At 51.4% G+C, this 14,032-nt stretch carries 9 protein-coding genes; all 9 read right to left on the bottom strand.

From position 1 onward, the window contains the following. Window positions 1-238 precede the first annotated feature (238 nt). Window positions 239-1,450 (bottom strand): MFS transporter, encoded by a 1,212-nt coding sequence (locus NYE26_RS07420; protein ID WP_339254984.1) that lies wholly within the window; start codon window positions 1,448-1,450, stop codon window positions 239-241. Between the two features lie 156 nt (window positions 1,451-1,606). Beyond that, on the bottom strand, window positions 1,607-2,602 hold the full coding sequence (locus NYE26_RS07415; RefSeq protein ID WP_339257387.1) for an ROK family protein: 996 nt from the start codon (window positions 2,600-2,602) through the stop codon (window positions 1,607-1,609). Between the two features lie 54 nt (window positions 2,603-2,656). Next, a complete protein-coding gene (locus tag NYE26_RS07410; protein WP_036722382.1) occupies window positions 2,657-3,310 on the bottom strand; it encodes a response regulator transcription factor in 654 nt (217 codons plus the stop codon). A gap of 63 nt (window positions 3,311-3,373) precedes the next feature. After that, window positions 3,374-4,438 (bottom strand): sensor histidine kinase, encoded by a 1,065-nt coding sequence (locus NYE26_RS07405; protein WP_051477783.1) that lies wholly within the window; start codon window positions 4,436-4,438, stop codon window positions 3,374-3,376. Next, entirely contained in the window at window positions 4,439-5,518 is a 1,080-nt protein-coding gene (gene liaF, locus NYE26_RS07400) for a cell wall-active antibiotics response protein LiaF (protein WP_339254983.1), read from the bottom strand. Between the two features lie 236 nt (window positions 5,519-5,754). Further along, on the bottom strand, window positions 5,755-5,901 hold the full coding sequence (locus NYE26_RS07395; protein WP_200869501.1) for a hypothetical protein: 147 nt from the start codon (window positions 5,899-5,901) through the stop codon (window positions 5,755-5,757). Window positions 5,902-6,035: 134 nt separating this feature from the next. After that, window positions 6,036-6,794: a 3D domain-containing protein gene (locus tag NYE26_RS07390; protein WP_339254982.1), complete on the bottom strand. Its 759-nt coding sequence runs from the start codon at window positions 6,792-6,794 to the stop codon at window positions 6,036-6,038. 114 nt (window positions 6,795-6,908) lie between these two features. After that, window positions 6,909-8,846 carry a threonine--tRNA ligase gene (gene thrS, locus NYE26_RS07385; RefSeq protein WP_209872960.1) on the bottom strand — a complete coding sequence of 646 codons (1,938 nt, stop codon included), beginning with the start codon at window positions 8,844-8,846 and terminating at the stop codon, window positions 6,909-6,911. Between the two features lie 510 nt (window positions 8,847-9,356). Continuing rightward, window positions 9,357-13,745, bottom strand: a complete 4,389-nt coding sequence (locus NYE26_RS07380) for a bifunctional 2',3'-cyclic-nucleotide 2'-phosphodiesterase/3'-nucleotidase (protein ID WP_339254981.1) — start codon at window positions 13,743-13,745, stop codon at window positions 9,357-9,359. Window positions 13,746-14,032: the final 287 nt, after the last annotated feature.

Below are 14,032 nucleotides of genomic sequence, written 5' to 3'. Positions count from 1 at the left end.
GTGTCAGGCAAAGTGTTATTTGTTTTGATGTCCTTATTTTGTACTGTAAACCTTAAGGTCACATTAAAAACAATTTAAGCGGAGATAAAAGATACCAAGACGATGATGGATCGTTGATTAATCAAACAGATCTTCTACACTACGGATAGGCTTCACCTCCATAGGTTCTTTGAATGCGGCCATATGAAAGTAGGCGGCCAGCCAGATGATTGCGCATATAAGAATATAAGCCATCCGTTTATTCCCTCCCTAAAGTGGATTGGCCCAATAGCCGGTTCACACGCTCTGTACTGCCGAACATGAAGATCAGTAACGTAAGTACAGCAAAGGGGAAAACGGCAATGCTGGTGCGCACGGATAAAAGTCCGAATAACGGCGGAATTAACGTTGTCCCCGTATAGGCTACCGCCATCTGATACCCGATTAAGCGGGCTGCATTCTCCTTGCCGAACCGGACCGGCGTCTCATGCAGGAGACCCGGATAAACCGGTGCGAGGCCAAGACCAATCAATATCAGGCCTGCAAGCGAGAGGGCCGGATGGAGCGGGATTACAAGAATAGCTCCGCCTATAATGGTCACCAATTGACCGTAACGGATAAGCAGGCGGTTATGGACTTTTAAAGTGATGAAGCCGGTAATCAGCCTGCCAACTGTAATGCCCGCATAGTATACGGAGATCCAGGCCGCTGCTGTATCTGGCGCAACTCCCCTTGCGCCTACCAGATAACTGGCGCCCCACAGTCCAACCATTGCTTCTATCCCGCAGTACAACAAGAACGTCAACAGAGTAGGCTTAACGCCCTGCAAGCGGAGGGTGTTCGCCTGCGGCTTAAGGTTCACTGCCGTTTCCTCTGGAAGAGTGCTGCTAAGCGCTGCGGGAAGCTGAGGCTCGCGCGTGGCAGCAACCTTTTTCCATAACGGAAGTGTCACTAACAGAAGCATTGCGAATCCGAACTGAATGATGACCACAACCGCATATCCCCCTCTCCAGGACTGGGCGTGTACGAGATTGACTGCCATAATCATGGGTCCCAGGGTCGCGCCTACGCCCCAGAAGCAGTGCAGCCAGCTCATATGATGAGCCTTGTAATGTTCAGCCACATAATGATTCAGTGCCGCGTCCACTGCACCTGCCCCAAGACCCAGCGGAACGGCCATTACAATGAACCACAACACAGATGGAGACACGGAGAATCCGAACAATGAGGCGGCGGTTAAGAGGCAACTGACAAAGGTAATTCGTCCTGTCCCCAGGCGCTTCACGATTGTGTTGCTGAACAGACTGGACACGATGGTCCCTCCGGCAATAATCATCGAGATGATTCCCGCCGACCCCAGCGATGAACCCATCTCTGGCCAGATCACAGGCCACGCAGAGCCAAGTAAAGAATCGGGAAGTCCCAGACTAATAAAAGCCAGATAAATAATAATCAAAAAATACGTAGACAATGATTCTCCTCCTAAAACCACTTAATAAATAAACTTTATAAAGTATATATACTAAGTATGTTCTCTCTCTTATTTTTTGTCAAGGAGTGGATTGAATGATTCAAAAACAACAAAAAAACCCCTGTATAGTTAACAAGGGTTCTTAGTACGTTAGGTCTAAACGGGCTCCGGCTCTAACTCCTTCAGGGTCAGCCTGCGCAGACCGTTCTCGAAATCTTCCTGAAAGGTATGCTGTAAGATGACTTCCGGATAAACAGGCATGGGGTGCTGAAGCTGATAGGCTGTCCAGGCCGATGTCCAGACGGCATCCTCCACTCTGTCCTGATAGATGACAATTCTATCCGGGGCCAGCACAGCATTCACCGTCTGTAAGATCCTGCAGGTTGCAGCTATGAATGTGTCCCGGGGGATCTCCAGGCTCCACTCAGGCATATCAGGAAGGAACTTTACCTCTCCTGACATCCCCTGATTTCCTTTTAGAAGGCTGCCGTGCAGGTATATCCCCATACCCGGCGGGTAACCGTTCGGAAAGTAGAGACCCAGTAAATATTGCTCTTCGCCTTCGCTATGCTTCATGCAATATCCGCTGATCGCGGCATTCACATCATTCTCCACCAGGATAGGCAAACCAAACCGGGACTCAATCTCTTCAATTAACCGGGTGCCCGTCAGCTCCCGGAGACTGCTAACCTTAATTTCACCGTTTACCGCCTGTCCCGGAATACCTATGCCAATGACCTTGATGGTAGGATACCGGTTCAGGGCATGTTCAATAATTGTATAGCAAAAATCTCTTTCGAAAACCGGGATGATATGCTCATCCTTCATCAGAATATCGTCCTTCAAATTGATAACTGCGACGGAGATCAGTACTTTTCCCGCTTTTTCTGTCACGTACATCACCAACGCGAGACTGAAATCGTAATTAAAGCGATAGGTCTGTGCGGGTCTGCCCCCGTTGGAAGGCACCACCAAGTCTTCAAACAACTCCCCTAACTCGGACAGCTCCTTAACTAATGAGTTCACAGTTACTACGCTTAGCTTGGTCAGTGCAGCTAGCTGGGGTTTTGTAGCCGTCTCCATCCGTTTCATCACCTGGCGCAGATTATTCAGGTTAATTTCCTTCATCAGATTGGCGTTTGCTATTCGGATAGCCTCCTTATCGGTTCAATAGATCATTAGATTTAGTCAAAAAACCCGAAGCTGCTACCCCTGCGCCCAGCCCTTGCGGTGGGCGTAGATCGCCAGCTGGGTGCGGTCATCCAGCTCGCATTTCATCAGCAGGTTGCTGACATGGGTCTTCACGGTCTTGATGCTGATATGCAGCTCCTCGCCGATATCCTTATTCGTCTTGCCCTCGGCGATCAGCAGCAGCACTTCCTTCTCCCGCTCGGTCAAGCCGGAGGTGTCGCCCTGGACCGTGCGCTGGCGGATGCCGCGGGTCAGCGCCTGCGACACATCGCCGGTCATCACCGGCATGCCGCGATAGGCGCCTTGGAGCGCGTAGATCAGCTCTTCTGCCGAGACGGTCTTCAGCACATAGCTGACAGCCCCGGCTTCAATCGCATCGACCACCAGATCGTCCTCCAGGAAGCTGGTAAGGATGACGATCTTGAGCCCGGGGAATTCAGCCAGGACCGCGCGGGTGGTCTCAGCCCCGTTCATCACCGGCATCATCAGATCCATCAGCACCAGATCCGGCAGCGACTCCTGTCCCAGCTCGCGCAGCATCGCCAGCGCTTCATGACCGTTGGCCGCTTCTCCGATCACTTCAAACATCGGGTCCAGCATCAGATAGGTTTTGAGGCCCATTCTCACCATATCGTGATCATCTACAAGCAGTACTTTTACGAGACTCATTCTGTACTCCCCCTAACATTGTGTAAGCATGATTCAGCCCCGGCTTCATCACCGCCGAGCCCATCAAGCCTCTTCAGAATCGGCCTCAATCCCGTCAGCAGCGGTCTCCGCGCGGCCTTGGACAAACTTTGGAATATGTACGCGGATCGTCGTTCCCGCTCCCCTGCGGCTGATAATCTCGACCTGACCGCCGAGCTTCTCGGCACGCTCACGCATAGTCGTGAGCCCGTAGGAGCCTTGCTTGTGCTGCACGTGCTCGAAGCCCTGACCGTCATCGCTGATGCTCAGCACCACCTGGCGCGGCACCTCCCGCAGGGACAGACTGACCACCCGTGCACCGGCATGCTTCACGATATTCGCCATTGATTCCTGAATAATCAGGAACAGCTGATGCTCAATGGCTTCGGACAGCTCACCCTGAAGCTCAAGCTCCTTCACCCCTTTGAGCCCGTTCTGGCGGCAGTAATCCGGGAACCACTTCTCCAGTGCCTCGAACAGATTGCGCCCCTCCAGCTCCACCGGACGCAGCTGTGCGATCAGCGCCCTCATCTGCTTCTGCGCCATCTGGGACATGCTTATCAGCTGATCCATCACCGTCTGCCCGTGCTCAGCGCTGCGTTCAAGCACTTTAGGCAGCGAGGAGGCGGACATGTGAATAGCGAACAGCTGCTGGCTCACCGTATCATGCAGATCCCGGGCCATACGCCTGCGCTCTTCCAGTACCGCACTCTCCGCTGCCTTTTCCTTCTCAATAACTTCCTGTTCTCCGAGCTGCTGAAGCCGCTTCATCTTCTTCTCGACCGTATCCATCATGATGTTGAACTCATGGTAGACACGTGCGAAAGACTGGTCCTCGCTCTCCGGCATCCTCACCGACATATTGCCCTTAGCCACCTGCAGCATATTCAGATCCAGATGATCGATCCGCCGCTGAATCCGCTGACCGGCGATGTAGCCGATGATAACTGTGAACAGTACAATGCCCAGACACAGGTAGATCCACATCCGGGTATCCACCACCTGAATATAGCCCAGGCATGTCCCCGCATACATCAGTCCCGCTGTCACCCCGCCGCTAAGCAGGAAATACACCAGCAGCATCCACTTGGTATTACTGAAGATCCCCATTTAACCCACCGTTTTAACTTTAACGTCACCGATGAAGCAGCTAACGTTGATACGGACCTTTTTGCCCGATTCCTTGTAATACGGCGTCTTGCACTGCACATTGCTCATGAACCCGCTGCGCGACTGCTCAAGCACCTGCATATCACCGATGAACGAGCTGCCGGTCACAGCCACACCCAGATCCATATCGTCCGGAATGTATACCTTAATGTCGCCGACAAAAGCAGAGATATTAATCTTGGTCTCGCCGTAAGGAATCTGCGCATTGGTCAGATCCAGCACCGTATCCCCGATGAACTGCGAAATGTTGGTCCGCTTCAGTTGAAAATGCTCCTTGCCCATATGCACATCACCGATAAAAGCCGAGCGGTTCGTCGCATCCTTATCATTCCCGGAATCCTGGAACTCCTCATGCCATTCGCCATGACGGCGGGCATGCCGTTCCTGTCGCTCCTGGCGTCTGCGCTCCTGACGCTCCTGCTTCTCCTGCCAGCGGGTATCTGCCGAGGCATGCAGCGGGTTACCGTCTGCGTCTTCCTCATTCTTATGCAGATAATCATTCCAGTTCCGGTCCACGCTGCCTGCCGGCTTGCCGAATTTCTGCTCGAACTGCTGATCGAGCGTAGATTCGAGCGGAGCGGGCGGCGCTGTATCCAGCGGACTCTTACCGGGTCCAGGCGGGTAGTAGCCGGGCGGTGAAGGCGGTGCCGGAGGTATTGGCGGAGTACCCGGCCGCGGTCTGAAGATGACGGATAATCCGCCGCCGATCAGCATGACCGGAATCAGCATTTTGAAGAAGTCGCTTGCCGAATAGTAGAACCAGTCTAAATTCCGTCCCAGGAAAAACACACCGATCGCCAGATATATAAATCCGCCGAGTGTTGCAGAGAATCTTGAACGCTCCTCATCCGAGGCCAAAAACCGTTGTACGCCCATCACGATCAGAATAACCGGCCAATAGGTGGAGATCAGTGAACCCAGACTGAAATCCGTATAGCCCATCTGCCGGAGCAGGAACATTCCTCCAAGACCGATGAGGAGCAGGCCTCCGAGTACCTGGCTGGTGAACCTTCGTTTCATAATGTCATCCTCCTTGTCGTAAATACAACTCTTCCTCTTGAACACTTATAACCTTAGTCTACAGGAAGAATGCAGCAGAGAACAGCGGCGTAAGAAGGAACCGTATCTCAGTCTCCAGACCGAGACAGCTGGAATAATAAGTTAAATTATAAACGCATAAAAAAGCTGCCCCCCAGCCCGTAATTCGGACATGGCAGGACAGCTTGTTGCTTCAGGAGCTTACCGGGAACCCAGCATTACTGCTGCGGTTTCTGAGCCGGTTTGGTCATAGAAGAGCTGCTTTGCTTAGTTGCACCGTCATTTTCAACAGCGAACTCTGCATTGTATTTTTCATTTGGTGTTTTGAAGTTTTCTTGTACCTTTGGTTTCTTGGAATTAGCCACGAGAATCACCTCCCTATTGTATCGGAAGAAGCAAGTATTTGCCCCAGTCGATATTATGGGAAGCAGCCCGCTGTATTATGCATGCTCACGTGAAAATAAATTCAAACTCCCGGATTGTCCAGCGAAAGCATCCGTTAAATAGCTTCTTCCAGCAAATATTGCGGAACTGCATTATAAGTCTGTATGGCATGGCCAAGGCTCTTCAGCATACTTTCCGTGCATTTGCCGTCGCCGCGTTTGATCACTTGAACCACGACCGACTTCTTGCCCCATTCCTTGTAGACCTGCTTGGTGGTGCTGAAGTAGAGATCGATCTTGCGCCCTTTGATTGCCGATCCGGTATCGGCCACAATTCCATATCCATAACCCGGTATATATAAAATACTTCCCAGCGGCAGCACCTTCGGGTCCGCTGCAATCGTGGATACCGCATTCTTGTCCCGCCGTACCTTCACTCCTGAATACGTAATCCCGTACTCCGGATGCTTAGCGGTCTTGCCGGTGGATTCGTATCCGGCTGTATAGCCGGTCGCCATTACTTTCAGCGAGGTGATAATCTGCTCTGGAGCCGGAGCGGCTACCGGTACCGAGCCGGGTGCTTTAACAGCATTCTTAGGCTTAGCTGCCTGTACCTCTGGCTTAGCAGCTTTGTCTGCAGCATCCGGCTGTACGGCTCTTGAAGAGCCTCCAAGACGGGATGCTGAGCCTGCCTGCTGACGATCAACGGGTGACTGCTTCTGTATGCTGCTTCCATGCTGCCCTGCAGTGTCCTCCATCCCTCTCGCCTGGACTGACTTCCGCGCGTAATCCGGGAAGATCCCGGCAGCGGTCAGCATAAGGACGATCGTGACGAAAAGACACCAAAACCTCTGGTATAAGCCCATTTTGTTCATTAGTTAAACCCTCCCCATAGTACGAGGGTTTCCCGATTCACAAAACTTTATACATGACACCGCGCCATAGCGGTCTCACGAGGCTTATAACAGAGGTTCAGTAATCAGACTGAATTAAATTACACGTCCGGCAATTTCCTGTGCAAGTGAATCAATCGCTTCCTGCAGCGGTTGGGCACCGATATCCCCTTCGCCGCGTTTACGGATTGCTACGCTGCCCGCATTCATCTCGTTCTCGCCGACCACGAACATGTACGGCAGCTTCTCGAGCTGAGCTTCACGGATCTTGTAGCCCATCTTCTCATTGCGTAAATCCACTTCCGCACGGATGCCGCTGCGCAGCAGCTTCGCTTCCACTTCCTTCGCATAGTCGTCGAAGGCTGACGATACCGGAATAATCTTCACCTGCTGAGGAGACAGCCAGAGCGGCAGTGAACCGGCAAAGTTCTCCAGCAGGAAGGCTACGAACCGTTCCATCGTTCCCAGAATCCCGCGGTGCAGGACAACCGGACGGTGCTTCTGGCCGTCGTCGCCTACATATTCCAGCTCAAAGCGTTCCGGCAGCAGGAAGTCAATCTGTACGGTCGAGAGTGTCTCTTCTTTACCGAGTACAGTCTTAATCTGCACATCGAGCTTCGGACCATAGAAGGCTGCTTCGCCTTCGGCTTCGTAGAACGGCAGGCCGGCTTCTTCGACTACCTCACGCAGCATACGCTGTGCAGTCTCCCACATCTCGTCGTTGGCATAATATTTCTCAGTATCCTTAGGATCACGATAGGACAGACGGAACCGGTAATCTTCAATCCCGAAGTCGCTGTATACCTGCTTAATCAATTCCAGCACGCGAATGAACTCGCCCTTGATCTGGTCCAGACGGCAGAAGATATGTGAGTCATTCAGCGTCATAGAACGCACGCGGTGCAGACCTGTCAAGGCTCCCGACATTTCATAACGGTGCTGAATTCCAAGCTCGGCAATACGGATCGGCAGATCGCGGTAGCTGTGCATCGAGCTCTTGTAGATCATCATATGGTGCGGGCAGTTCATCGGGCGCAGCACGAACTCTTCGTTATCGATAGTCATCTTAGGGAACATATCTTCCTGATAGTGCTCCCAGTGGCCGGAAGTCTTGTACAGCTCTACGTTCCCCAGTACAGGAGTGTAGACATGCTGGTATCCGAGGCTTGCTTCCAGATCAACAATATAACGCTCCAGAATACTGCGCAGCTTCGCGCCCTTAGGCAGCCAGATCGGCAGGCCTTGTCCAACTAACTGATTGAAGGTGAAAATCTCCAGCTCCTTGCCCAGCTTCCGGTGGTCGCGCTTCTTCGCTTCCTCCAGCAGGCGCAGATGCTCATCCAGCTGTGCCTTCTTGATCCAGGCTGTGCCGTAGACACGCTGCAGCATCTTATTCTTGCTGTCCCCGCGCCAGTAAGCCCCGGCCACATTCATCAGCTTGAATACCTTGATCTTGGCCGTAGACGGCAAATGCGGGCCACGGCAGAGGTCGAAGAATTCGCCCTGCTCATAGATCGTGATGACACTGTCTTCCGGCAGAGCTTCAATCAGCTCCAGCTTGTAAGGATCACCCAGCTCGCCGAAGCGCTCCAGCGCTTCTCCCCGGCTGACCTCATGGCGGACAATCGGCAGATTCTCCGAGACAATGCGGTCCATTTCCTTCTCGATCTTCAGCAGATCCTCGGGATTGAGCGGATGCTCCAGGTCCATATCATAATAGAAGCCGTCTTCGATCACAGGACCTACTCCAAGCTTCACTTCCTTGGTGCCGAACAGGCGTCTTACCGCCTGCGCCATGAGGTGAGCTGTACTGTGGCGCATCACTTCAAGACCTTCCGGCGAATCAAGAGTTACGATCTCTACCAGATCGCCTTCCTGCAGTGGTGTTGACAGGTCTACGACAATCCCGTTGAGCTTGCCTGCTGCGGCGTTCTTGCGCAGTCCGCTGCTGATAGAGGCGGCTACATCATCAATGCTGCTGCCGTCTGCATATTCCCGGACCGATCCGTCCGGAAGCTTAATATTTACTGACATGATTACTTCCTCCTAAGGTTTGTTGGGTTATACTTCGCTGAACTCTTTACACAAAAAACACCCGTCCCGCAAAGGGACGAGTGATTGCACCCGTGATTCCACCCAAATTCGATCTATCCTTGCAGCAGCTGCTTATGCTTCACTGCAGAATATAATCCTTCTTTAGCATGGGGATAACGGCCATGAACCGGCGGTTCTTACTATCCGTTAAGGTTCCGGAGTACGGAAGCCGTCAGGAGTTCATAACCGCAGCTACAAAGGGGTAAACCGACAGCCGGTACCGGAGGAAGTTGCAGCCTGAGGCTTCCTCTCTCTGAAACGGTCCAAAGCAAGTGGTTCATATCTTCGTCAACGCTGATAACATGAATTAAGGCAATTATAAATCTCAGCTTATCTTCCGTCAAGCGCAAAACGGCTGCCCGTCCTCAGTCCAGAGAAGGCCCGTGCTATTTCAGCACGGGCCTTCCTCTGATTGATTATCATTTCATGATTACATGATGAAACTTCAACTTATGAAGCTTTGTTCTCCAGCATACGGAAGATGATCACCGCAGCCTGGGCACGGTTAGCCATACTCTTCGGTGCGAACTGCTTAGCATCCACACCGTTGACGATACCAATCTGAGTCAGCTGTGCCACTGCCTGCTGGGCGTAAGGGGCAATCTTTGCCTTATCCGTGAATTTGTTCAACGTTGCAGCGTCTACCGGCTGCAGCTGACCCTTGAGGGCATTCGCGATCATAATCGCCATTTCCTCACGGGTAATCTCACGGCCCGGCTCGAATTTACCGTTGCCGGAGCCTTTTACAAGACCTGCATTGACAGCTGCAGCAATCGTATCGGAGTACCAGACTCCCTGCTTCACATCGCTGAATTTCGCAGGTGAAGCCGAATTGCTCAAATCAAGTGAACGAACCAGCATGGTTACGAATTCTGCGCGGGTCACACTTTTGGTAGGCGCAAAGTTCGTGCTGTCCATCCCTTTGATAATGCCTTTGGCTGCCAGTGCATTAATGGCATCTGCGGCCCAGGCTACCTTGCCCAGATCCTTGAAGGCTACAGCAGGAGTTGCTGTAGGTGCCGGTGTAGCCACAGGAGCTGGTGTAGCAGAAGCTGCCGGCGTAGCCGATGGCGCAGCTGTCGGCTTAGGCGTTGCTGTTACAACCGGTCCAGGGTTATATCCAGTACCAGGATTAGAGCTAGGACTTGGATTAACCGTTCCAGGGGCTTTCTCCACATTAGTGATCCGACCTTCAATGGCAGCCGTGATCGCACCGCCCTTGAATGTGTTCACGATGTATTCATAGAATACATCCAGGTCAATCGGTCCGGCCAGCGAGGCGCTTGCCTCAGTCAACACCTTATAATTGTCGCCGCCCGCAGCCATGAAGTTATTGACTACAGCCGTGTAGCTCTTCGACATTTCAATAGGTGTTCCGTCAGCCTTAGTCAGGTTAGCCACACGTTCTGCAACTGGCAGATACATGTTCGCTGTATATTTCAGACCTGAGATTTGCAGTGTCTTCGTGTCCGCGGTGCCATCAGGCTTAACTGCCCATTGCTGCTGCAGCAGGGTCTTGATCTGTTGACCAGTCAGCGTCAGCTTCACCAGTGTGTTGCCGAACGGCTGGATCTTCGCCAGATCTCCGAACGCTACATTGCCCTTCGGAAGATCCGCACGGATACCGCCCGGGTTCATGAAGGCGAAATCAGCAGGATCTTTCTCGCCCTCTTTGAAGATAGCATGACGCATCGCATCTGCAATCAGATTACCCAATGCTGATTCCTTAGTGTAGGCATCGGTACGGGTTATTGTACCGTCAGTAGTTCCTACGGGCTGAGTCAGCTCAGGGTGAAGATTCAGATAGTAGTCTACCAATGCCTTAGTTTCGGCATCCGGTGCGATTTTACTCTGAACTGTGTTCGTTACAGTAGCTGTTTTACTCTTCACTGTACCTGTAGCTCCGTCAATCACCAGCTTGATGTCTTCAAAAGCCGTTCCGTAAGAGTAAGCCTGAACGATCAGCTTACCGTTCACCGTATCATTGGCATAGCCATGATTGTCTCCGGCTACGATCACATCAACCGGGGAATTAGCAGGAAGCGCATTAGCTAGATCTACAGCTTCGCCGGTGGATACATTCTTTTTGGTCACCGGATCAGTCTTCGTTGTTGCCGGATCATGGGCAAGCACCACGATCGTCTTGACGCCTTGAGCATTCAGCTCGGCCGCATATTTCTCAATCGCCGCGACTTCTTCCTCAGCACTCAGGAATTTCACACCGGCTGTACCGGCTGGTGATACTTTGCTTGGCGTTGCTTTGGTTACCACTCCGATGAAGCCGATCTTCACACCGCCAACTTCTTTTACTACATAAGGGGTGATAATAGGTTTGCCGGTGGTGCTGTCTACTGCGTTGGCATTGATATAATCGAAATCTGCGCCGTTATGGACGACTTTCTCGTTCTTAGGGTCTTTACCGCCATAGATTTGAGCCTTCATCGCCTCAACACCTTGGTCAAATTCATGGTTGCCCAGGGTACCGACGTCGAACTTCATGAGATTCATCCATTCCATTGTTGGCTTGTCCCGTTCCAGCGAAGATACCGGAGCGGATGCGCCCACAGAGTCGCCGTTGTGGAACAGCAGCGAATGCTCATATTTGGCACGGGCTTCCTTCAAATAAGCAGCAAGTGTAGCCGCTGTGCCTACAGCTTCCCCATTCACCACCGAGGTAGTGTCCAGTTGGCCGTGGAAGTCATTAATGCCCAGCAGATGAACTTCAACATCTCCCGTTGGGGTTGGAGCGGATTTTTTCAAGTCAAGGTTGTAGATCTCAAAGCCTCTGACATCTGTAGTACCCGTAGCTGTAATGTTGGCAGGAGCGACTGCTGCTGCTCTAGGTGAAGACGGGAACGTTACAGTGACATTTCCTTGGATAGGATCAATCGACCAGTTGTTGTCTGCGGTAGGATCAACGGTTCCCGCAGCACTGATATAATCCATCAGCACCTGGCGGTTCTCCATCTGGGAATCAATGATCATTTTCGCTTCTTTGACACCCGGGAAGTTACCCCCGCCGCTTGCACGGTAGTTGTTGGTAACGACCACGAATTCCTGATCCAGGTCCAGTGGCTTGTCGCCATAGGTGATGGAGGTTACCCGGCTGGAGGATTTATCGTTGATGCTCCCATCGGGCTTGTACTTGGCATTGCGGGTGACATCAAGCGTATATTGGATGCCGTCAATCACATCGAAATTGTACACAGCAAATGCTGAATTTAACAGAGATTGCGGTGTAGAGATGGATGGCTTGATGCGGTTGAACGCTCCTGCACTCATCTCTACCCATTCTTTGACGGTCGAACCTTTCACTACAATCGCCTTAAGCGTATTGTCATACAGATACAGATCGCTTGCACTGGCTATTGTAAGGTCGCCCTTTTTGATATCTGTATACTCCTCAGGGCCGTTGCGTCCAGCCTTGAACGGTGCACCAACGCTCAGGATCGGCAGGTTTCTGTAGCCGGCCAGATTCTCGTTCGTATGAATCAAGTTAGATACATACTGCTGCTGGGCATAGGTTACGATCTGGACTGTCGGATCATCCTGTACCATAGCAAAATAGCTGTTCATCGGCGCAGAAGTTACACCAAGCGGCTGATTCACGTAATCAATCGTAGCTTGATGTGCCGCTCCGGCAAGATCATCGATAGCGGTGTCAACGGCAGCGCCAGCAATAGAGCGCGTAGAAGCCTTCGAAGCTGCTTTGTCTACTGCCCATTTGCCGCTGCTGTTCTGGGCGATTTTCAGATCGATAAGGCCCAGGTAACCTCCGCCATAGCCCGCTTGTACTGCCGGAGTCCCATTGATGTGGCCATTAACGTTATCTACCTTAGCTACATCATTATTGTAAGGTTTCTTGGTGGACGGATCTTTGAAGGAAGCATCCAGCGCGCTGTCAACGCCGTTCGTCGGGAATACCTTGTGGGTATGCGAGAAGGTAATGGCATCGATGCCAGGCACCTTGCTCAGCAGGTTAATAACATTCTCTGCTCCAGTTCCTTCTGCGGCAGCAGCGTCGAACCCGGAATGAGTCATGGCGACGATAACGTCCGCACCAGCCGTCTTCATTTCAGGAACAAACTTCTTCGCCGTTTCCACAATATCTTTGGCAATAACCTTTTGCTCCAGGTTCACCTTGTCCCACTCCATGATCTGCGGAGTAACCAGACCCAGGAGGCCGACTTTGATAGTAACGGTGTTGCCGTTGCTGTCTTTTACTTCTTTATCAATGATTTTATAAGGTTCAAATGTATTATTATTATCGGACACATTATAAATATTTGCATTCACATAAGGGAACTTCGCTCCCGTAGACTCCTTATAAGTTGCGCTGTTTACATTGCCTTTAACGGTCCGGTCCAGATAATCCAAACCATAATTGAATTCATGATTGCCGAAGGTTGCTGCATCATAACCCATGAGGTTCATAGCTGCGATGATCGGATGAATCTGGTCTTCGCTAGTCCTGAAATCAGACACTTGGGCCATATACGTTCCCAGCGGTGTTCCTTGAATTAAATCGCCATTATCCAGCAAAAGGTTGTATTTCCCCTCTGCGTCATTGCGTGCAGCCTTTACTAAGGTTGAAGTACGGTCCAGACCTACAGTCGCGGAGGCGGCACCCTTGAAATAGTCCCATCCATATACGTTCGTATGAACATCAGTCGTGCTCATCAAGCGTAAATTAATGGTTCCCGGATTAATCACCGGAGAAGCCTCAGCCTTTCCTGCCGCCAGCACAGGAACATTGAATACTCCGCCCAGCATCTGTGCTGCCAGAACTGTGGTAGCCAATAAAGAAGCTATCGGCTTGTTCCATCTTCTCTCTCCCATAAATCTAATTTCCTCCCTGTGATTGCTATATTATTCTACCACTGTCCGAAAAATTGTATCATAGCCTTCCCTATGAATCTATCAAATTCCATTAACTCTTATAAATTGTTGTGTAAAATCTCACATTATTTCAGCGTTTTTTGTAAAATATAACGATTAAATTTTACAACTCTATGACAAAGAAAACTAAAATCCAATACATTGGAATTACCTGGAACGCCAACACAATATATGCTGTTTTTCACATATATTCGGGTTAAGTGCCTGCGTGCGAGCACAATGTATGC

Source organism: Paenibacillus sp. FSL P2-0136 (assembly GCF_037975325.1).
Taxonomy (GTDB): Bacteria; Bacillota; Bacilli; order Paenibacillales; family Paenibacillaceae; genus Paenibacillus_AQ; species Paenibacillus_AQ silagei.
The sequence above is the reverse complement of the archived record's forward strand: the minus strand, read 5'-3'. Positions and strand labels throughout refer to the sequence as shown.